Annotated in this window: 23 protein-coding genes; 15 read left to right on the top strand and 8 right to left on the bottom strand. The window is 65.3% G+C overall.

Translation table 11 applies throughout. The annotated features are described in order from the left end of the window. Positions 1–102: 102 nt before the first annotated feature. Positions 103–978, bottom strand: a complete 876-nt coding sequence (locus tag AACI_RS04730; RefSeq protein ID WP_012810339.1) for a LysR family transcriptional regulator — start codon at positions 976–978, stop codon at positions 103–105. 12 nt (positions 979–990) lie between these two features. Further along, positions 991–2,088, bottom strand: a complete 1,098-nt coding sequence (gene mnmA, locus AACI_RS04735; RefSeq protein ID WP_012810340.1) for a tRNA 2-thiouridine(34) synthase MnmA — start codon at positions 2,086–2,088, stop codon at positions 991–993. A 96-nt stretch (positions 2,089–2,184) separates the two neighbouring features. Here mnmA and AACI_RS04740 point away from each other — a divergent pair, with 96 nt between their 5' ends. Continuing rightward, positions 2,185–3,102, top strand: coding sequence for a hypothetical protein (locus tag AACI_RS04740; RefSeq protein WP_012810341.1), 918 nt, complete (start codon positions 2,185–2,187; stop codon positions 3,100–3,102). An 18-nt stretch (positions 3,103–3,120) separates the two neighbouring features. Here AACI_RS04740 and AACI_RS04745 read toward each other — a convergent pair whose 3' ends face one another. Then, a complete protein-coding gene (locus AACI_RS04745) occupies positions 3,121–3,456 on the bottom strand; it encodes a hypothetical protein (RefSeq protein ID WP_245530708.1) in 336 nt (111 codons plus the stop codon). A gap of 99 nt (positions 3,457–3,555) precedes the next feature. Here AACI_RS04745 and AACI_RS04750 point away from each other — a divergent pair, with 99 nt between their 5' ends. The 5 genes from AACI_RS04750 to AACI_RS04770 are packed head-to-tail and all read left to right on the top strand — an operon-like array spanning position 3,556 to position 7,426. Next, positions 3,556–4,341, top strand: a complete 786-nt coding sequence (locus tag AACI_RS04750) for an SDR family NAD(P)-dependent oxidoreductase (protein WP_012810343.1) — start codon at positions 3,556–3,558, stop codon at positions 4,339–4,341. Next, positions 4,338–5,192, top strand: coding sequence for a sulfurtransferase (locus tag AACI_RS04755; protein WP_012810344.1), 855 nt, complete (start codon positions 4,338–4,340; stop codon positions 5,190–5,192). Before AACI_RS04750 ends, AACI_RS04755 begins: the two co-directional genes overlap by 4 nt. Next, positions 5,189–5,512 carry a DUF1806 family protein gene (locus AACI_RS04760; RefSeq protein ID WP_012810345.1) on the top strand — a complete coding sequence of 108 codons (324 nt, stop codon included), beginning with the start codon at positions 5,189–5,191 and terminating at the stop codon, positions 5,510–5,512. Before AACI_RS04755 ends, AACI_RS04760 begins: the two co-directional genes overlap by 4 nt. A 4-nt stretch (positions 5,513–5,516) precedes the next feature. Beyond that, positions 5,517–6,212: a PIG-L family deacetylase gene (locus AACI_RS04765; RefSeq protein WP_012810346.1), complete on the top strand. Its 696-nt coding sequence runs from the start codon at positions 5,517–5,519 to the stop codon at positions 6,210–6,212. 17 nt (positions 6,213–6,229) lie between these two features. Then, positions 6,230–7,426, top strand: coding sequence for an acyl-CoA dehydrogenase family protein (locus AACI_RS04770; RefSeq protein ID WP_012810347.1), 1,197 nt, complete (start codon positions 6,230–6,232; stop codon positions 7,424–7,426). A 53-nt stretch (positions 7,427–7,479) separates the two neighbouring features. Here AACI_RS04770 and AACI_RS04775 read toward each other — a convergent pair whose 3' ends face one another. From AACI_RS04775 to AACI_RS04785, 3 genes are all read right to left on the bottom strand, one after another. Continuing rightward, entirely contained in the window at positions 7,480–7,905 is a 426-nt protein-coding gene (locus AACI_RS04775) for a hypothetical protein (protein ID WP_012810348.1), read from the bottom strand. Between the two features lie 15 nt (positions 7,906–7,920). Beyond that, a complete protein-coding gene (locus AACI_RS04780; protein WP_012810349.1) occupies positions 7,921–8,655 on the bottom strand; it encodes a peptidylprolyl isomerase in 735 nt (244 codons plus the stop codon). 66 nt (positions 8,656–8,721) lie between these two features. Continuing rightward, positions 8,722–9,234: a DJ-1/PfpI family protein gene (locus AACI_RS04785; RefSeq protein WP_012810350.1), complete on the bottom strand. Its 513-nt coding sequence runs from the start codon at positions 9,232–9,234 to the stop codon at positions 8,722–8,724. Between the two features lie 148 nt (positions 9,235–9,382). Here AACI_RS04785 and AACI_RS04790 point away from each other — a divergent pair, with 148 nt between their 5' ends. The 7 genes from AACI_RS04790 to folB all read left to right on the top strand — a co-directional run bounded on the left by AACI_RS04790 (position 9,383) and on the right by folB (position 15,311). Then, positions 9,383–11,500: an ATP-dependent helicase gene (locus tag AACI_RS04790; RefSeq protein WP_012810351.1), complete on the top strand. Its 2,118-nt coding sequence runs from the start codon at positions 9,383–9,385 to the stop codon at positions 11,498–11,500. A gap of 52 nt (positions 11,501–11,552) precedes the next feature. Then, on the top strand, positions 11,553–12,035 hold the full coding sequence (locus AACI_RS04795; RefSeq protein ID WP_041707937.1) for a hypothetical protein: 483 nt from the start codon (positions 11,553–11,555) through the stop codon (positions 12,033–12,035). Positions 12,036–12,104: 69 nt separating this feature from the next. After that, positions 12,105–12,692 (top strand): GNAT family N-acetyltransferase, encoded by a 588-nt coding sequence (locus AACI_RS04800; RefSeq protein ID WP_012810353.1) that lies wholly within the window; start codon positions 12,105–12,107, stop codon positions 12,690–12,692. An 89-nt stretch (positions 12,693–12,781) separates the two neighbouring features. Then, a complete protein-coding gene (locus tag AACI_RS04805) occupies positions 12,782–13,027 on the top strand; it encodes a NifU family protein (protein WP_008339476.1) in 246 nt (81 codons plus the stop codon). A gap of 94 nt (positions 13,028–13,121) precedes the next feature. Beyond that, positions 13,122–14,066, top strand: a complete 945-nt coding sequence (locus AACI_RS04810) for an RluA family pseudouridine synthase (RefSeq protein ID WP_012810354.1) — start codon at positions 13,122–13,124, stop codon at positions 14,064–14,066. Positions 14,067–14,070: 4 nt separating this feature from the next. Then, positions 14,071–14,928 (top strand): YihY/virulence factor BrkB family protein, encoded by an 858-nt coding sequence (locus AACI_RS04815; RefSeq protein ID WP_012810355.1) that lies wholly within the window; start codon positions 14,071–14,073, stop codon positions 14,926–14,928. Continuing rightward, positions 14,925–15,311: a dihydroneopterin aldolase gene (gene folB / locus AACI_RS04820; RefSeq protein WP_012810356.1), complete on the top strand. Its 387-nt coding sequence runs from the start codon at positions 14,925–14,927 to the stop codon at positions 15,309–15,311. Before AACI_RS04815 ends, folB begins: the two co-directional genes overlap by 4 nt. A gap of 3 nt (positions 15,312–15,314) precedes the next feature. On the opposite strand, the gene AACI_RS04825 is transcribed toward folB, so the two are convergent. Both AACI_RS04825 and AACI_RS04830 read right to left on the bottom strand, forming a co-directional pair. Next, positions 15,315–16,370: a tetraprenyl-beta-curcumene synthase family protein gene (locus AACI_RS04825; RefSeq protein WP_012810357.1), complete on the bottom strand. Its 1,056-nt coding sequence runs from the start codon at positions 16,368–16,370 to the stop codon at positions 15,315–15,317. Positions 16,371–16,396: 26 nt separating this feature from the next. Beyond that, complete coding sequence (locus tag AACI_RS04830; protein WP_012810358.1) at positions 16,397–16,759, bottom strand: hypothetical protein; 363 nt, start codon at positions 16,757–16,759, stop codon at positions 16,397–16,399. Positions 16,760–16,930: 171 nt separating this feature from the next. Between AACI_RS04830 and AACI_RS04835 the strand changes: the two genes are divergently transcribed. Both AACI_RS04835 and AACI_RS04840 read left to right on the top strand, forming a co-directional pair. Next, on the top strand, positions 16,931–18,436 hold the full coding sequence (locus AACI_RS04835; RefSeq protein WP_012810359.1) for a dynamin family protein: 1,506 nt from the start codon (positions 16,931–16,933) through the stop codon (positions 18,434–18,436). Then, a complete protein-coding gene (locus AACI_RS04840) occupies positions 18,429–20,375 on the top strand; it encodes a dynamin family protein (RefSeq protein WP_012810360.1) in 1,947 nt (648 codons plus the stop codon). The genes AACI_RS04835 and AACI_RS04840 overlap by 8 nt, the downstream gene beginning before the upstream one ends. Positions 20,376–20,446 lie beyond the last annotated feature (71 nt).

Raw genomic sequence — 20,446 nt, forward strand, 5'->3', positions numbered from 1 at the left:
GAGTGCCCGGCATCCCTCCGTCGGGTCTGTCAGAGTCGAAGAAGGCCGCGCGGCTGGGGCGCTTGTCGCGCCGGCCGGGCGGCCTCTGTCGCGTGAGCCCCGTCAGCGGGTCCCCCCATAGTGCTGCGTCACAATCGCGATGAACGCCTTCGTGAGCTCCTCGTGCTCAATGGCGTCCGGATAGGCCAAGAAGGTGGGCCGGCAAAATTGCGGATCCGATAGGGGAATTGCCACCACGCCCTTGGCTTCGGCGTCATGCAGTGTGCGCCGGGGCAGGAGCGAGATGCCAAGCCCCTGCGCCACCATCGCTTTGATCCCATCGATGGAATCGAGTTCCATGCGCACGTCTGGATACACGTTGTACTTCGCGAGGAGCATCGCGATGCGCCGCCGAAACGGCGCCGTGGTGTCCGCGAACGCAATGAAGGGCTCCTCCGCGAGCGCGCCGATGGACGGAAGGTCGTGCACAAACCGATGACCGCGCGGAACGACGAGATCGATGGCGTCCGGCGGATATTCGATGAGCCGCACGCGCGGGTGGTGGATGGGCTCGCCCAGAAAGCAGAAGTCCACCTGATTGCCGATGAGCGCCTCGACCATATCCTCGTACATGCCCATTCGGACCTGCAGGCGCACTTCGGCCACCTGCAGAATCTGGTGGAGGCACTTCGGCACGTCGGTGGAGACGAAGGCGCGTCCACTCATGACGCGCAGCGTCCGCACCGCGCGCTTGGAAGGCTCGAGCATGCGGCGCTCGAGGTCCACCATGCGCTCCGCGAGCGGATAAATGCGCTTGCCCTCCTCCGTCAGCTGGACGCCGCCCGGCGTGCGGGTGAACAGTTGGCAGCCGAGATCGCGCTCGAGACGCTGCAGGCGGTTCGTCACGGTGGATTGGGACATGTACAGTTGATCCGCCGTGCGCGAGATGGACCGGTTGCGCGCCACGGCGAGAAACAGTTCCAGATCTTTGGTCTCCAAGCGCTCCACTCCTCACTCGTCCACCGGCTCGCGCGACGCGATGATGCCCCCACCGAGGCACACCTCGCCGTCGTAGAACACCACCGACTGGCCCGGCGTGATGGCCCGCTGGGGCTCATCGAAGATGACGCGGCACGTGTCTTCGCCCGTCATCTCGACCTCGACCGGCTGTTCGTCCTGGCGGTAGCGGAACTTCGCCGTGCAGCGGAATCGCTTTGCGGGTGGCCGTTCCGCGACGAAGCTCACCGTGTCCGCTGTGAGTGCCCGGCTGTACAGGCGCGGGTGATCGTGACCCTGCGCCACCACGAGGACGTTTCGCGCGAGGTCCTTGTCCACCACGAACCACGGGGCCGGATCGCGACCAGGGAGGCCGCCCAGGCGCAGGCCCTTCCGCTGGCCGATGGTGTAGTACATGAGCCCGTCGTGCTCGCCGAGCACGCGCCCGTCCACGTCCTCGATGAGGCCCGGCTGCGCGGGCAGGTACTGCTGCAGGAAGGCGCGAAAGTTGCGCTCTCCGATGAAACAGATGCCCGTCGAGTCCTTCTTCTGCGCCACGTGCAGGCCGTGATCGCGCGCAATCTGGCGCACCTCCGGCTTGGTCAGATGGCCGATGGGAAACATGGCCCGCCGGAGCGGGGCCTGCGTGAGCATGTGCAGAAAGTAGGTCTGATCCTTGTTCTTATCTCGCCCCCGCAAAAGTGCCACCGTGCCATCCTCGTCCTTGCGCACCTGGGCGTAGTGCCCCGTGGCGAGGTAGTCGGCGCCGAGGTCGAGGGCGCAGGCGAGCAGTTCCTTGAACTTGATCTCTCGGTTGCAGAGCACGTCCGGGTTCGGCGTGCGCCCGCGCTTGAACTCCTCCAGGAAGTGCTGGAATACGCGCTCCTCGTACTCGCGCTCGAAGTTGACGCCGTAATACGGGATCCCAATCTGCTCGCACACCCGGCGCACGTCCTCGAAATCCTGTTCCGCGGTGCAGGCGCCGTTCTCGTCCGTCTCGTCCCAGTTCTTCATGAACACGCCGATCACGTCGTAGCCCGCTTGCTTGAGGAGAAGCGCCGTCACGGACGAATCCACGCCGCCGGACATGCCCACCACCACACGCGTCGCCATCTTCGTTCCCTCCCTTCTCCGCGCTTTCGGGCGATCTTTGATACAATGATCACCGGCATTCGTTTCACCCTCACAGGGAAAGGCGGGTGATGCGCGGTGTTCGAACTCGATCGATCCGCCATCCTGGAACATCCACGGCTTCGGTTTCTCACCGATCTCGTTCCCGTCCACGAGCATCTGGACAACATTGAAAAGTTTATTCGCATCTGTTTTGAAGAGCAAGGATGGCGCGTGGCGCAGGCAGGGCGCGTGGTGGCGCTGCGCGCGACGGACCAGGACAGGCTGTCGAGCGCCTTCAAGGCGAGCCTGTACCTCGGCAAGTACAACGACATGGCGAACCGCGACAGGTTTCTGCGCAGCATGGTGGCCGCGGGCCACTCGTACGAGCCCATCCGCGGCGAAACCGTGTTGTTTCTCTACATCGGCGTGGCCAAGCCTGTGTACGACCACCTCATCACCTACACCGTGGGGCGGCCCACGAGGATCGCCGGAGGGCAGCGGGCCAACGTCCCGTGGGGCTTTGAACTTCCGGTAGAGGCTCGCCATCCGGAGGAGTACGAGGAGGAGCTGGAGCGCATCCGCGAGGTCATTCGCCTGGCGAAACAGGAGCGCACTGAGCAGATGCAGGCGGCGCGGGCCAAGCTGCCCGTGGGCTACGTCATGCCGCCCTTTTTGCTCGAGTTCTCCGAGGAGGCCCTCATCAAGCACGTGTTTCGCCAGCGGCTGTTCGAGCGCGGCGCGCAGGGCGCCACCGTCGAAGTGGTGTCCGACATGCTGAAGGCGTGCCTCGCCATCGACGAGGAGAAGTGGACCTTTCTCATCGAGTATCACGGCCCGCACATCCAGCAGTGGCAGAAGGCGATGCGCACGCTTCGCAAGGAGCGCCTCAGCCTTCGCCAGCTCGCGGAGATGGAGAACCTGTCGCCCGAGGAGGCGCTGGACGCAGATCTTTACGATCTGCTCATGGCGACGGTCGGCAAGCTGCCTCCGTCGATGTGGGACAGGATGCGGTGACTTTGTAACGGAAGGGCATCAGGTGATCTCGACGACCGATTCGACCACCCAGATGCCGCCGGGGCCCTGTTTGACGGGCTGATACAGGCGAACCAGGTAGACGCAATCGCGGTGCTTGACGCGCACCACCGCGTACATAAGCCCGCTGTCTGCGTCGCGGTACTGTTCGACCAATGTGTAAATATCGTTCATTCGAAAACCCAGATGGCGCGTCCCCACCTCCTGCGCGGTTCGGACGGGGCTTAAGCGCCATAGGTTTTGGCCGCGAAGGGCGGCCTCCTGAATGCGACGGAAGTCCTCGCCTGGAATCGCGACGTGACCCGTGACGACCTCGGGGCATGGCATGACGAGCATCCTCCTTCGCGCGGGGCAATTGTACAGTTCAGCGTATGGCATCCTGGCGAACGCCGACACGACGGTCGCCCACAGGCCATGAAAGGGAGTGAACAAGCGATGGCAATCGACGGACGTGGTAAGGTCGCAGTGGTGACGGGTGCGTCGAGTGGCATTGGCCGACAGACGGCCCTGGCGTTGGCGCGCGCGGGCTTCGACGTGGCGGTGGGGGCGCGGCGCAAGGAGCGCCTCGCCGATCTCGTCGACGAGATCGCCCGGGAGACGGGGAAGGCCGCGTACGCGGCGGCGCTCGACGTGACGAGCGTGCCAAGTATAGACGCGTTCGTGCAAGGTGTCATCGGGCACTTCGGCGTGGTGCATGTCCTCGTGAACAACGCAGGGAAGGCCTTGGGGCGGGATCCGGTGGAAACCGCGGACGAGGCCGACTGGCAGGAGATGCTCGACACGAACGTGATGGGTCTCATGCGGATGACGAAGCGTTTCCTGCCCCACATCGTGGCCTCCGGCGACGGCCACATCGTCAACCTCGGCTCCATCGCGGGCCACGAGTCGTACGCTGGGGGCAGCGTGTACTGCGCGACGAAGTTCGCGGTTCGGGCCATCACCGAGGCGCTGCGCCACGAGCTTCTGGGCAAGCCCGTGCGCGTGACGTCCATTGATCCGGGCATGGTGGAGACGGAGTTCAGCCTGGTCCGGTTTCACGGCGACGCGTCCGAGGCCGCGAAGGTGTATCAGGGCGTCCGGCCGCTCACGGCGGACGACATCGCGGACTGCATCGTGTTCGCCGTCACGCGGCCCGCGCACGTCAACATCGACGAGATGATCGTGACGTCCATCGATCAGGCGGGCGCCCGCGTGTTCCACCGAAGGGGGGCGCCGTCGTGAAGGCACTTCTGATGCAACCGGACGATCTCGCCGCGCGGCTCGGCGCCGAGGAACTCGCCGTGTTTGACTGTCGGTTTCAGCTGTCGGACCCGGAGGCTGGAGAGCGCGCGTATCGGGAGGCGCACATTCCCGGCGCGTACTATCTCCATCTCGACCGGGATCTGTCTTCGCCCAAGGGAGAGCACGGCGGGCGCCATCCATTGCCGGACTGGAACCGGTTCGCCGCGCGGCTTTCGGCGTGCGGCGTTCGGCCGCATTCGACGGTGGTGGTCTACGATGCGGGTGAGGGGATGGCGGCGCGGGCGTGGTGGCTGATGCGGCACATCGGGCTTGCGGACGTGCGGATCCTGGATGGCGGATGGAAGCGATGGACGAGAGAAAAGAGGCCAGTGACGCCTGTGGTGCCCGAATCTCGGCCGGGCGGCGTCGAGGTGCGGCTGCGCGAGGGCGAGACGGTCGACGTGGAAGAGGTGCGGCGGGGACTACGCGAGGGAAGCCTCGTGCTTGTCGACGCGCGCAGCCCCGAGCGGTACCGAGGGGATGTGGAACCTATCGATCCGAAAGCCGGGCATATCCCGGGCGCCTTCAACCATCCGTGGGAGCGGGGGCTCAAGGAAGACGGCACGTGGCGTTCGCCCGAAGAGCAGCGCGCTCGCTTCGGAGATCTGGCGAAGTGTGGGAAGCCCATCGCCGTGTACTGCGGATCGGGCGTGACGGCCTGCTCCACCCTCTTCGCGCTCGAACTCGCGGGCATCCCGGCGAAGCTGTATCCGGGGAGCTGGAGCGACTGGGTCTCGTACCCCGAAAATCCCGTCGCCACAGGGGATGAACCGGGGGCGTGGGCGCCATGAGGACGCTTGGCGCCGCGGAGGCGAGGGATCGGCTCGAGGCGTGGCGCGGGTCTCGGGTGTACGTGCACCTCGAGGTCAATCCGGAGGCGTACCTGCGCAACGCGAGCGCGACGCTCGACGAGGTGGGCATGTTCGGCGACGGGCTGTATCGCCTGCACCTTCGCTTTCGCGATCCGGACGGCCTGCTCTACATCCAGGATGTGACCGAGTTTGTCGAAGACGGATCGGCCCTCGTCATGATGGGCCTCGATGGCCAGAATCGCGTCCGGCAGACGCTGACCGTGAGCAAAGAGCCGCTCGACGTGGGAAAGGTGGGATGAGCGCATGGCGACCGTCATGGGCGTGTTCGCCCACCCGGACGACGAGACGTTCATCGCCGGAGGCACCTTCGCGCGCCTGGCGGCCGAGGGGCACCGCCTCGTGATCGCCTGCGCGACGCGCGGGGAGATGGGCCGGCGGCTCGGCGTACCGCTTCGAGCCACGCGTGAATCCCTCGGCGCGCTTCGCGAGCAGGAGCTGCGCGAGGCGTGCGCCGCGCTCGGCGTGAGCCGCCTCGTCCTCCTGGGCTACCGGGACAAAGAGGTCGAGATGGTGCCGGAGGACGAAGGGGTGTCCCGGTTGGAATCGCTCTTCGCCGAGGAGCGGCCAGATGCGGTCATCACGTTTCACGATCCGCTCGGCGGCCATCCGGATCACGCGGCCATCGGGCGCTTGGCGACGTCGGCGTTTGCGCGATATCGGCGAATGAACGAAGGCGCGCGCCTGTTTTACCTCGCGTGGGGCGACGATCTCGCCGCCTTCAGGCGATATCCGCAGCCGGCGAAGGCGCTGGTCGAGGTGGACGTGCGCGCGTATCGCCGGCAGAAGCTCTTGGCGTTTCGAGCCCACCGCACGCAGTCGGAGCTGGATGGCGCCATTTGGGGAAGCGAGGAGAAGGCCGTCCACCGCATGCGCCATTGCGAATACTTTGTGCTGAGCCAGGGGCCGAGTCTGAGGCGCCCAGGAACGTTGACAGACTGAAAGCGGGGCGAAACCACATGTACGACATCTATGGAGAAGCCGCACTGCCCGCGGACGTGCGCGAGCGCCTGCGCATCACGCGCGATCTCGCCCAAGCCTTCCACGAGCGCGCGCCCGAGCACGATCGCGCGGGCGACTTTCCGTTTGAGAACATCGAGGATTTGAAGGCGTCGGGTTACGTGCGCTGGACGGTGCCCGTGGAATACGGGGGGCTCGGCCTAAGCCTCGAGGAGATGCTCATGCATCAGGAGGTGCTGGCGAAAGGCGACGGATCGACCGCGCTCGCGATTGGCTGGCACGTGGGCATTCTGCTTCACCTGCGCGAGACGGGGGCGTTCCCGGATGAGCTGTTTCGCATGGTGTGCGAGTCCGTCGTGAAGGAGGGCGCGCTCATCAACAGCTGCGCCACGGAGCCCGCCACGGGGAGCCCGAGCCGCGGCGGCAAGCCGGAGACCACCGCCGTGAAAGTGCCCGGCGGGTATCGGATCACGGGCCGCAAGACATTCAGCACGCTCTCGCCTGCGCTCACCTGGATCATGGTGACCGCCACCGTGGCGGACGAGGACGTGGTGGGGCAGTTTCTCGTTCGAAAAGAGGACGTCGAGATCGTCGAGACGTGGGACACGCTCGGCATGCGCGCCACCGGCAGCCACGACATTGTGCTGAAGGATGTGTTTGTGCCGGAGGAGCGGGTGATTGTCATCCAGCGCCCGGGCGTGCAGGCCGAGCGACGGCCGGACGGGAGCGGTTGGCTGCTCCACATTCCGGCGTGTTATCTCGGCATCGCCCTCGCGGCGCGCGACTTTGCGCTGGAGTACGCCGCGACGTACCGGCCCAACACGTTGCCGCATCCCATCGCGGAGGTTCCGCACGTCGAGCAGAAACTCGGCGAGATGGAGCTGAAGCTGCTCGCCGCCCGCACGCTCCTGTACGATCTCGCCCGCCGCTTCGACGCCGCCTCGCCGGAGGAACGCGTCAAGCTGCAACCCCAGTTCGGCGCGGTGAAGACGCTCGCGACGAATGCCGCCAATCAGGTGGTGGATCTCGCCATGCGGGTCGTCGGCGGCCGCAGCCTGTCGCGCGCCCTGCCCCTCGAGCGGTACTACCGCGACGTCCGCGCCGGCCTGCACAATCCGCCGATGGACGACGTGGTCTACCGCAACCTGGCGAAGGCCGCGCTCGCGCGCCGCGCCGCGGGGCAGGCGGGGAGGTGACCGGCGCGCAAACCCGCGCGCTTCTCGCCGTGCGAAGACGTCCGCGACGCGCGTCAGGACGTCTTCACTTTGGCAAAGTCGATGTAGCCCGCGCTTCCGTCCCGGTTGACGAACAGGTCCACGGCCTCATAGTCCTGCCCGTTGAATCGGATCTTGCCGTTCGAGGCATACAGCACGCCCTCCGGCGTCTTCTGCTTCACGCCGATGCCGGGAAAGAGCAGTTGCTCGTGGCCGTTCATGTACAGATTCGCCGTGTAGATCACCTGTCCGTTTTGCACGTGTTTCTCCAGGTTCCAGGCCTCGCCCACCGAATCGGACGGAACGGCCTTCGCCGTCACGTGCACTCGGATCTCGCCGCCGGGCAGCTTGTCGTAGCTCGTCGGATACGGCACGCTGCCACCAATACGAATCTTGAGCAGCACGGCGGCGAGCACGACGATGAAGATCCAGAAGTACTGGCGAAAGCGGGCGTCGCGCAACGTCTCGCACCTTCTTTACGACTCTTGAATTTGAATGGATTCGATGTACGCAGTCTTCAGCGGATAGCTGTCCTCTTGCGTCATCGGATTCGTGGTCACCGGAATGGCGGCGATCTTGTCGATCACGTCCATCCCCGAGATGACGCGCCCGAATTCCGTGTACCGGTTGTTGGGCGGCTGAAACACCTGCGTGTCGTTCGCCGTGCAGATGAAAAACTGGCTGCCGCCCGTGTGCGGCTGGCCCGTGTTGGCCATGGCCACGATGCCCTTGGTAAACGGCACCTGGTGGCTCAATTCGTCGGGGATGGTGTACCCTGGGCCGCCAGTGCCGTTGTTGCGCGGATCGCCCGTCTGGATGACGAAGTTTTTCACGATGCGGAAAAACGTGCAGTCGTGATAGAAGTTGTGCTCCGCCAGGAACACGAAGTTGTTGACGGTGACGGGCGCGTCCTTGGCAAACAGCTCGATGGTGAACGTCCCGTAATTGGTGTGCACAATGGCGTCATACGTCTTGTTCGGGTTGATGAACATCTTGGGCATGCTCGTCCACTGTTCCGTCGACGTGTGCAGATACGGCGGGTTGGCCGTGTCGAGCGTCTGGGTGCCTTCATTGGACGCGGTATTCGAGGCGTTCGTGACGGTTTCATTCGACGCGTTCGCAGAAGCGGCGTTGTCGGCGGCCGTGCCACAGCCCGTCAACGCGAGAATAGCCGCGAACGACATGCCCGCGAGCAAGGTGCGACGTTTCATGCATCTGCCTCCTCATGAGCTTGGACCAACGCCCATGATATCACAAGCGCTATCATCGCGATGGTTCTACGAGCGCACGTTGAGGCGGTCAAACACCGCCTGAAGGAACGACTGGGCGTCCGAGCCGTCCGAAGAGATGACGTTTCCGTCCATCACGACGGGGCCGGGTTCGAAGATGGCATGGCGGAAGAGGGGCTCGTGCGCTTGCACGACGCTCACGGGCGCCGTGAAGCGCAGTCCGCCCAGGATCCCTGCCGAAGCGAGGCACAGCAGTCCTTCGCCGGAGGCGGCGAAGTAACCGCCCGTCGTCGAAAAGCGGCGCAGGTAGCGGTGCAGGCGCAGATCGCCCCAGCTGTCGGCTTCGTACAAACCGCCGGGGATCACGCAAAGGCCGGCGTCCGGCGGCACCGGTTCCTCCACGCCGCCGTCCGCCTGGATGATGAGCCCCTCCGCCGTTTGGCAAGAGCGCCCGTCGAGCGTGATGACGCGGGCGCGGCGATTCAGTCGGCGAAGCCCTTCGAGAATCAGAGCTACGTCGCCCAGGCGAGACCATGGCAGTGCGACAAACACAGCTCTCATGGCGAGGCTTGTCCTCTCGTTCCGATTGGAGTCGATCGTATCGTAACAGAATGGACGGGATCGCACATCCCCGTCGGGGTTTCTCGATGGGCTGCGACGTGGTAGTCTCTGATCTTGCTGACGCCACGGTGTGGGAGGGACGGCCGTTGTGCTTGATGTGACCGACATTCTTCGCGGACTGAATCCCGAGCAGCGAGACGCCGTCACCACCACGAGCGGCCCGCTCCTCGTGGTGGCGGGGGCGGGAAGCGGCAAGACGAGCGTACTCACGCGGCGCATCGCGTATCTCATCGCGCACGCCGGCGTGGCGGTGCACGAGATTCTCGCCATCACCTTCACGAACAAGGCCGCGCGCGAGATGAAGACGCGCATTCGCGATCTCATCGGTCCTCGCGCGGACGATCTGTGGATGGGGACGTTTCACAGCATCTGTGTCCGCATCCTGAGGCGCGAGGCGGATCGGCTGGGCTACCAGCCGAATTTCACCATCCTCGATTCGGAGGACCAGGAGGCCCTGGTCCAGCAGTGTCTGCTCGATCTCGGCTACGATCTCAAAACGCACGACGCGCGCTCCATCAAGCACCGCATCTCCCAATGGAAGAACGAGGGCGCCACGCGCGTCGTCAACGAGTCGAATCCGTCGGACCTCATCGCGGATCGGGTGATGGAGCTCTACAATAAGCGCCTTTTCGCTGCGAACGCGATGGACTTTGACGATCTCATCGGGCACACGGTCCGGCTCCTCGAGCAAAACGACGACCTGCGTGACAAGTATCAGGAGAAGTTCCGGCACGTGCTCGTGGACGAGTACCAGGATACGAACGGCATCCAGTTCCGCCTGCTTCGCCTTCTCTGTGCGAAGCACCGCAACCTGTGCGCCGTCGGCGACGCCGATCAGGCCATCTACGCCTGGCGCGGCGCGGACAGTGAGCACATGCTGCGGTTCGAGCGGGACTTTCCGGACGCGAAGATCGTGGTGCTCACGCGCAACTACCGCTCGACGCAGGAGATCTTGGATGCGGCCAACAGCGTGATCGCCCACAACCCGAGGCGGCGACCCAAAGAGCTTCGCTCCACGCGCGGGCATGGCGACAAACCGCTGGTGGTGCGTCTGCCGGATGGCGCGGCCGAAGCACATTACGTCGCGGAGGCCATCGAGGAGCACGTGCGAAATGGGGGGCGGTACGAGGACTGCGCGGTGCTGTACCGGGCCAACGCGCAGTCGCGCGCCATCGAGGAAAAGTTGCTCGAGCGCGCGATTCCGTACACGGTCGTGGGCGGGATGACCTTCTACGATCGGCGCGAGGTCAAGGACGTCCTCGCGTATCTGCGCGTCCTCGTCAATCCGCAGGACGAGATCTCGCTCCTTCGGATCATCAACCGGCCGAAGCGAGGCTTGGGCGACACGGCGGTGGACAGGCTGCTCGAGTTCGCGCACGCCGAGGGCATGAGCTTGTACGAGGCGCTCGCGCACGGCGAGGAGGCTGGGCTGTCCGAGCGCACCGCGGAGGCCGCGCGCCAGTTTCACGCCTCGCTGCAGGAACTTGCGCTCTGGATGGAGGGCATGGCCGTCTCGGAGTTCCTGGCGGAGGTCTTGCACGCCACGCGCTACCGCGAGATGTACCTCGAGTCGGGGAAGAAGGAGGATCTCGCCCGCGTGGAGAACATCGATGAGTTGTTCAGCGTGACGCGGTCGTTCGACGAGCGCCGGGGCGGGACGGTGGCGGAGTTCCTCGCGGAGGTGAGCCTGCTCTCGGACATCGACAAGGAGCGCGATCGCGGCAAGGGATCTGTCCGGCTCATGACGCTGCACGCGAGCAAAGGGCTCGAGTTCCCCGTGGTCTTCCTCGTGGGCATGGAGGAGGGGCTCTTTCCTCACGCGCGATCGATGGACGATCCGCTGCGCATCGAGGAGGAGCGCAACCTCTGCTACGTGGGCCTGACGCGCGCGATGGACAGGCTCGTGCTCACGCATGCCGCCTGGCGCACGCTGTACGGCCAGACGGTGGCTCGCGAACCGTCGCGGTTCCTCGCCGAGATCCGCGAAGATCTCGTGGTGCGCGTCGATCTCGCCGAGGCGCTTGAACCGGAGGTCTTGCGCCCCGGGGATCGCGTGGTGCATCCTCAACATGGGCAGGGCATTGTGCTTTCGGTCGAGTCGCACGCCGGAGAGGAACGCGTGCAAGTGATGTTCCATCCATCCATAGGTATGAAATGGGTGTCGAAGAAAGGATTACGGACGGACGGCGCCGTCGTGGTACAATGAGACGAGCGCATCTGCGCCGCTGGATTCGCCATCACAGGGGGCTACCGCTTTGATGTACTGGATCATCGTCCTCAGCGTGCTCGCAGCGTTGATCGCAGCGTACACCGCCTTTTACTTCTGGGCGCGCAAGCGCCAGCGCCAGTTCGACGAGCAGTTTTTGGCGCACAAGCAGCGCTTTGAAGTCTTTGTCCTTTCGAAGCGGCGCGTCCGCGAGCGCGGCAAGCAGGGCATCGCGCGCTTCGTGCCGCTCACCACGTACCAGGTGGTGGGGCGCGTCACGCTGGGGCAGACCATGAAGGGACTGCACGTGCATCGCACGGCGAACGTGACGTTTCGCACGACCAAAGAGGAGTACGACAAGATCGAGGTGAACCGCAAGTACCGCATGGACATCGCGGGCGACTTCATCGGCAACGTCGTGGCCGAAGTCACCAACAAGCGCCGGCGCGAGCTCGAACGGAAGCGCCAGGAAGAAACGGCGAGTCGGGGAAAGAGCGTTCGGCGGTTCTCGTTCGCGCGGCGCAAACCGGACTGAGCCGCCGCGCAATTGGGCGGGCACTTGCATAGTGTGGTGTCGACATCTCCGAGGGAGGTCGACATCACCATGCCAAACCGAAACCGTGCCGGTCGCGCGGGCCCCAAGCGTTCGCGCGCGCGTTCCAACGCACACGCCCGAGGGCGCCGGGCCCCGGCTCATCCGCCTGGCACCGAAGAGGTTCGCTATCGCCCTCGCCGCCCTGAAGACGACGACTGGATTGTGCAACTCGCCCGCCGGGAATTGGGCGACGTGCACGAGCAGGCGTTTGGCGAACCGTTTCCCGAGGCCGAGTTGCGCCAGTACCTTCAGTCGGGCATGCCCACGGTCGTGATCGAACGAAACGGCCGGCCCGTGGGATTCTATTCGTATCTGCCGAGTGCGGAAGGGAAAGTTCATGTGAGTGCGCTGGTGATTGACTCGAAGTTTCAGCGCAAGGGCATCGGCCGCAGGGCGATGGAGAACTTGGAGGCGGAGGCCAAGCGCATGGGGGCGCACACGCTCGAGGTGTTTATCCAGGACGTGAATCCGAAGAGCCTCGCGTTCGCCAAGCAGTTGGGCTTCCGCGAAGTGGCGCGCGTGGAGCCGAGGACCCTCGTGTTGTGGAAGGTCATCTCTTCGGGACCTGTCCTTCCGCCCGTGGCCATGCCGTTCTGAATCCGACGATACCCAGCCTCGCTTGGACAGGTGGGTTGCATCGCCGCCGCGTGTGCGCGTATGCTAAAAGCGTATTGGAGGGATGGAACATGATGAGCGACGTGACCTCCACAGAAGCGCGCATTCGCGAAGCGATTGAGTCCATTCGCGAAGCCATCCAGCAGGATGGCGGCGATGTGGAATTTGTGTCGTACGACGACTTGTCGAAGACCGTCTACGTCTCGCTTCAGGGCGCCTGCGTGGGTTGCCCGGCGAGCGTCATGACGTTGAAGATGGGGATTGAGCGCGCGGTCAAGAAGGTAGCACCGGATGTGGAGTACGTCGAAGCCGTCTGAGACCGCGCATGGCCCGGATGGGCGCCGCCCTGTCGAGGGCGGTTTTTTTGTACCGTAGACAGATGGGATACAATGGATGGAGTGAGGGTTCGGCATGGACGTGCGCGTGAACCCGGGGGGGATTTTCATCTCGCTGCCGAAGCCACCTCGGCCGATGCCTTGCGCGGAGTGGCTCTCCCAGGCGCTCCATGTCCCGCAGGCGCACGTCCGGCATCTGCTTCGGCATGGGGCCGTCCGCGTGCGGGGCAACACGCCGAGCCATCTCGAGATCTGGGATCGACCCACCCAGGTGTGGATCGACGAGGATCTGCGGCCCGTCGACCTGGCGTCCGCATCGCTGCCGCCGGTTCGCGTGCTGTACAACGATCCAAGTCTTTTGGTCGTGGACAAGCCCGAGAATCTGTTGGTCCACAGGGACGGGAGCGACGCGCCGACGCTCGACGCGTGCGTGCAGCGCCTCCTGAACGAAGAAGGGGCGGGACGCGCGTATCACGTGCACCGGCTGGACCGCGGCACCACGGGTTGCGTGCTCTACGCCAAGCATGGACTCATGCTTCGCGCGATGGACGCGGAGCTTGCCGCCGGGCGGGTGCGGCGCACGTATCTCGCCATCGCGAGCGGGACTCGCATTCGGCCAGGGGTGATGTCCGCGCCCATTGGGCGAGATCGCCACGTGTCGGGCCGATACCGGGTGTCGCGGACGGGCAAGGTCGCGCGCACCCATGTGGAAGTGTTGGACGAGGCGGACCAAGGCGGGGCGCGGTGGACGCTCGTCCGGCTTCGCCTGGAGACGGGGCGCAGACATCAGATTCGCGTTCACCTGTCGGCGATGGGGGCGCCCGTGGTCGGCGATACACTGTACGGCGGGACGCCGCATCCGGCGCTTGCGCCGGGGCAAATCGCGCTGCACGCCGCGCGGCTCCAGTTTTGCCACCCATACGCGGGCGAGGACGTGGAGGTGCGCGCGCCCCTGCCGCGCGCATGGGAGAAGCTCGCCGCCGACGTGGGCCTATCGCTCGACTGCCTCAAAAGGGAGTGACGTTGTGCGATCCCGCTTTCAACAGGCCCAGGCATTCGCGCGCAAGCTCGGCGCGAATTGCATGGTGCACGATATCACGTCGCTCGCGGCCCAGATCGCGTTCTATGCGATGTTCTCGCTTCTGCCGCTCCTCATTCTCGTGATGTACGGGGCGAGCCTCGTGGTGCCCCATCGGATCATCGTGGAGATGGTGCTCGGTGCGCTCAGGCCCTACTATCCTGACCTGCAAAACGCGAATCAGATGCTGGAGAATAGCCTCAACAAGCTGAGCGACATCGGCGCTCGCGCCGGCTTGGTGAGCTTCATTTCCCTGGCGTGGTCCGCCACCAGTGCGCTCATCGCGGTCCAGCAGGCGCTCGACCGCATCTTCGAGGTGGGCGTACCGCGATCGTTTCTGGCGCGCCGCGCCATCGCGGCGCTCTTTCTCGTGGCGCTGGTCATCCTGGCCGTGGTGTCCGCGCTTGCCATGGCGCTCTACCCGTGGGTCGTGCATCACATTCCGGCCGGCACGTGGTTCGTGACGGCGTTCACGCGTTTTTCGGGCGTCACGCGCATGCTCTACCCCCTGTCGCTCTTTGTCACCTGCTTCGTCGTGTACCGGTATCTCCCGTCGAGGCGGGTCAACCTCAACTGCACCATCCTGGGAGCACTGGCCGCCACGGTTCTGCTCGATCTCGCCAGGTTGCTCTTCGTCGTGTACGCGGCGCACGCCGTGACCTATCACGCCGTGTACGGCGGGTTGACGGTGGTGATTCTGCTCATCTTCTGGATGTACATCGCGCTCATCATTCTGCTGTTGGGCGCCGAGATCGCGTGGCTGCTCGAGCAGACGGGGGGAGATGCGGGAGGTGCTGAACCATGACCCGTGCGTTTGAAGGCGCGTTTCCCGACCAACTGAGCCTCGTCGGCATGGTCTTTTACGCTTATCACGGCGTGTATCCCGAGGAGCGCAAACTCGGCCAGCGGTTCACCGTGGACGTCCACATGCACGGCGACTTTCGCCGCGCCGGGGAGACGGACGATCTCGACCACGCCGTCAATTACGCCGCGGTGTACGACGTGGTGCGTGCGGCCGTCGAGGGGGAGCCCGTGCGGCTCATCGAGGCGCTGGCGGAGCGCATTGCGAGCAAGGTGCTCTCCACCTTTCCCCTGGTGGGCGCGGTCGAAATTGCCGTCGAAAAGCCGGGAGCGCCCGTGCCGGGTCCGATGGAGACCGTGCGCGTGGTGGTGCGCCGCGCGCGCTGAGGGCTACGCCATGCGCCGATACAAGTGCGTCGCGTAATAGAAGAGAATCGGGGTCACGCCGAAGCGGTAGATTCGCCGGCGAGAGGCGGTAAGGTGCGCGGCCGATCGCGTCTTGGGGTCAGATAGATACATGCCCATGAGTCCGTGGACGACGTACCGGTGAATGACGCCGCCTGGGATGTCGGCGGCTCGCTCCACGCCCTCGGCGGCGAACTGCTCGATTCGCTCCCAGGCGCTGGCCGGATCGCGGTAACAGGCGACGAAGTTGAAGTCGCCGTGCGCCTCGTCCTCGAGTGCGTCGATCCAGTAATCGAGCAGGATATGCAGGCCGCAGATGTACGGGAAGTACTGTTGATGGAGTTTTTGCACGTCGGACGGCGTGACGGGCTCGGTGGCGGCCAAAAACAGTGCGAACATGCCCAGGGTCGATCCGGTGGCGGCCGCCCATTCGTGCCAGGCGACGCCTGGGTACGCGGCGAGATGCTGCCGGGACCAGTTCAGGAGGCGGTGTTCGCGTTCTTCGGCAGGCGCGTGTTTATGCTCCTGCAGTTCGCTGTACCGCCGGGCATACCAGTCCACCTGAGATTCCACCGTGCGGTAATGCGGGAGTTGTTCCAACGCTTGCTGGCAGGTTCGGACGAGCGAGGCGAGATACCCGCCGTCCTCCCGGTGCGCGTAGTGGCGGTAGTAGTCCGCAGGTGTGGTACCCGGATGGACGGCGTCCTGGAGGCTCTGGTGCAGCACCCGGAAGGCGACGGGATCGCTGACACCGGCGCGATCGCACAGGTTGTCGAGATAGTCACTAATGGTCTGGAGCGACACGATGGCCTGGACGAGGTGGTGCATGTGATCCGGGTTTGCGGCCGCGTAGACGGACCCGCCGTCGGCGTGGAACTGCTTGTCTCGCAGGCTTGCGAGCGCCTGCTCGCGCAGGAGCCCATCCGGGATGGCCTCCGCTCGCGCGCGCCATCCGGCGAGCTCGGCGCGCACGAGCGGCATCACGCGGCGAAACAGCCGGTAGAGAAATTGGCTGTGGCTGAGTTTGGAGCCGTTTGGCATCCTTCATCCTCCGTTCCGGGGGCGCTTCACCTGCGATCAAACAGTTCCAGAAGCTGCTGAAACCATCCTGCGCCTCCTCCGCTTCCTATCGTACCCGAAGACTCCGATTTTACGCTCGCGCCATTCTGGGGCGCCGAGGTCGGGGCCTGTGGCGGCGATGGGGTCTGCTGCGCGGCGCTCGGTGAAAACGGGATGGCGTGATGATGCGCCGGCCAGTGCGCGGGATGGTACGGGTGGAGCGGCGCATGAAACGAAGGTGGCGTCGCGGGCGGAATGAGGCCCCTGCGTTTCATGCCGTGATGGAGCATGGTGAAGAGCGTGCGCACCTTCTCGTCCTGCGCGATGTTGAACGCGAGCCCGCCGAACTTGATGAAGGAGTCGAGTTTCACGTCGATCACCTCCCGCGGTCATCCCGATCCTATTCCGCGGGCATGCCGCGCGATCGCGGCGTTTACCGGGTGTCGAGCTGGAGACGCGGGCGGTAGGTGTGGACCATCGTGCAGATCAAGCGGATATCACGTATCATGGTTGGAGAACTTCAGCGAGAGAGGAGAACCGCGATGTCGAGTGTGAGTACGACCGCGCCCCGCTTCGCGCAGCGGTTCCTTGAGGTCGCCGATTGGCTCGAGGCGGAGGGCGCGTCTCAATATGCGGATCGCATCCGCAGCATCCTGGCCGACAGCGGAGCGGTCACCACCTACACGGCAGCCTTCTGCGGCCTGTTTTCCGCGGGGAAATCGAGCCTCGTCGGCGCGCTGGCGGGCAAGCGCCTGAAGACCGGAGCCAATCCGACCACGGCCGAGGTGGAGGCCGTTGAGGTGGAAGTCGAAGGCGGCACGCTGCGGCTGCTCGACACCCCCGGCATCGATTCCACGGACGAGCGGCACCGAGAAGCCACCATGAATGCGCTGTATCAGGCCGATCTCGTCGCGGTCGTGACCGACTACCAGCACGTCGAGGCCGACGCGAACCTCGAGTTGCTCCAGATGTTTGCCGTAAGCGACAAGCCACTCCTTTTTATCGTGCATCAGGTCGACAAGCACCTCGAAGCGGAGTTGCCGTTTGAAGCGTTCGCCGAGAGCGTGCGCGAGCTTGCCGCCGACTACGGCGTGGATGCGTCGCGCGTGTTTTTCACGGCCGTTAGGCCGTCGGCGCACAGCCAACTGGACGAGCTTCGCGCGTTTCTCGTCGCAACCGCCGAGGCCGCGCTCGGAACGGATGGCGAGCCCATGATCCGCCGACTGGTCGAGGTGGCCCGGGAAGGCGTGAGCGCCTGTTACGAGTCCGAATGGGAAAAGCGGGCGAAGGCCGTCGAGGAGATCAGTGGCCGCGCGCCGCAGACCCTGGACGAGGCCCGCGAGTGGCTTTGGGACGCCAAGCGCCGCGCCGAGGCGCTTGCGCAGGAGGAAGCGGAGCAGAGACAACGCCTGAAGGCGCTCGTCGAAACGCTGAGAGACGGCTGGCTCCGGGCGGTCGATCTCGCCCAAATCGCGCCCTATGAGACGGCGGAAAAGGGGCGAAGGTACATCGACAGCCTGCGCGCCGACTTCAAAGTCGGCGTGTTTCGATCCACGAAGAAAACCGAGGCGGAGCGCGAGGCCAGGCTGAAGGCGTTTGTGGACGATCTCGCCGAGAAGGTGGAGAACTTCCTCACGCGGCCGCTCTCCGCCGAGATGGCGCAACATATCCGCGAGGTGGGCCTGCAGGCGGCCGCAGAAGAGCGGCTCATCGAGCGATGCCAGGGACTCCGCGTGCGCGTCGACGCGGCGTATGTTCAAGCGTGCGTGAAGCCGGGATCGCTCGTCTCCGCGGAGTACGGCCATCAGTTCGTCCGGGATGTGCAGGACCGGGTGCGCCGCGAGATGCGAGCCCAGGTGCAAGAGATTGGGGAGGCGCTTTCGGCAGCCGTGGAGGAGCGGATTCAGATGGAAGAGCGGGAACGAGCCCCCGAGCGGGATGCCGCCGAGCGGTGGTGTCAGGTGCTGCGAAGCTACGTTGAGTTTGGCGAACAGTACGAGAGCGCGCTCGCGGCGGTGACGCAAGGGGAGGTGCCGCGCGGTGAGTGAACGGGATCGCGCGCTTTTGCGCCTGCGCGAGATGCGCTCGCTCGTTGAAGGCGTCGAGGGGGTCGATCTGCGGCCGCTCGACCGCGCCATCGAGCGGCTGGAGCAAAAGGCGACCACCATCGCGGTGTTTGGCGCGTTTTCGGCGGGAAAGTCGTCGCTTTTGAATGCGCTTCTCGGTCGGCCGCTTCTCGCCGTGTCTCCTCAGCCCACGACGGCAGCTATCACGAGCGTTCGTCCTGTAGAGGGCGGTAGGACATCCGTTCGAATCACGGCCAAGTCTCGCGACGAACTCTGGCAGGACGTGCGCGCCCTGCTGGACGCGCTTTCGCTCACTGCGTCCGATTTGGAAGACGCGATTCGCGTCGCGTCGGGCCTTTCGCCCGCCAAGTTTCCCATTCACCTGAGGCGACACGTCCGCTTCTTAAAGGCGCTCGCGGAGGGCTACCCGGACATGGGGTCCCGCATCGGCGAGCGGTGGGAGGCTTCGCTCGAGGAACTCCGCGATTTTTCCGCTGACGAGAAGCGCGCGGCGTACGTCAGCCAGGTGGACGTGTGGGCTGACTCGCGGCTCGGCGAGCGCGGCTTCATCTTCGTGGACACGCCCGGCGTCGACTCCATCCACCGCCGTCACACGAACGTCGCGTTCCACTACATGCGCGAGGCGGACGCGATCGTCTTCGTCATGTACTACACGCACGCGTTCAGTCAGGCGGATCGGGAGTTTCTGCTGCAGCTGTCGGGCGTGCAGGATGTCGCGGGAACGAACAAGCTCTTTTCGGTCGTGAACGCGGTGGACCTCGCCGACAGCGAGGAGGAGCTCGAGGCCGTGCTCGAGCGGGTGAGGCAGGACGAGCGCAGGCTCGGGGTGCGCGAGCCGCGGGTCTATCCCGTGTCGGCGCAGCTCGCGCTCGCGGCTCGGGTGCTTGCCGCGGATCCTCACGATGAGGCCGCACTGGAAATGGTGCGCGCCCGCCTGGGTCGAAGCGACTTCGAGCCCACCGCCGACGCCGTTTCCGACCTCGAGCGGCGCGCCGGTCTCGCGGCGCTGGAAGCGGATCTCGCGGACTTCTGCACCCGCGAGGCGGATCGCCTGGCCCTGGATCTCGCCGAGCGGACCCGCCAAGCCCTGGTGCGCGACGTGGAAGCCGCCCTCGAGAAGGTGACGCTGGCGATCACGGCCGACGAAGCGGCGCGCGACGCAGAGCGGTCGCAGATCGCGCGCGCCCGCGGGCTGGTTGACGACGCGGCGTCCTCCGTCGAGGCGCGGGCCGTGCCACCTCTAGCGCGGGAGCTCGAGGAACTTCTCTTTCACGCGGGAGAACGCGTGCGTTTCGCGTATCGCGACATGTTCCGGGAGGCGTTTCACCCTGGCCGCTTCCGCCTCGGAAACCCGCAGGACAAGCTTCGCGAAGCCGCGCGAGAATTTGCGGACGCCGTCGGCCGCCGCCTCGAGATCGAGCTCCGGACGTTCGCCCTTCGCGCGGAGCAACTGGCGGTCAAGGCGGCGGCCCAAGAGGCGGCGCGGCTCGCGGAGGGTTGGCCTGTCCACGCCGTCCCGGTCCGGGATCCCGACGTATCTCTTCATCTCGCCACGGCAGACGAGGCCATCGCCTTCGGCGACGGCGTGCTCGCTCCGCACTTCCGTCACTTCCGCTCCCCGAAGCAGTTCTTCGAGGAGGGTGGGCAGACGGCGATGATGGACGCGGCGATGCCCGCCGTGATGGAGCAGGTGAAGAGGAAGCTGGATGAGAGCGGCGGGCGGTTGGCCAAGCACGCCGAACTCGCCCTGGTGGAGTCACTGCGCGCGTTCTATCGCGATCTCGCCGCTTCCCTCGATGCGTTGGCCGTCAACCTGGAGAAGCCTGTGGATCCGGCGGAACGGGATCGGCTTGTCGCCGTCCTCGCATCACTCCGGTCCGCCGAAGGAGCGGGCGTTTGAAGATTCGGTTTGTCGCCCACGTGGCGGATGGTTAGAATGGAGTAGCGAGAAGGCCTGCCAAGGGGGAGATG

Origin of the sequence: Alicyclobacillus acidocaldarius subsp. acidocaldarius DSM 446 (genome assembly GCF_000024285.1) — a bacterium.
GTDB lineage: Bacteria > Bacillota > Bacilli > Alicyclobacillales > Alicyclobacillaceae > Alicyclobacillus > Alicyclobacillus acidocaldarius.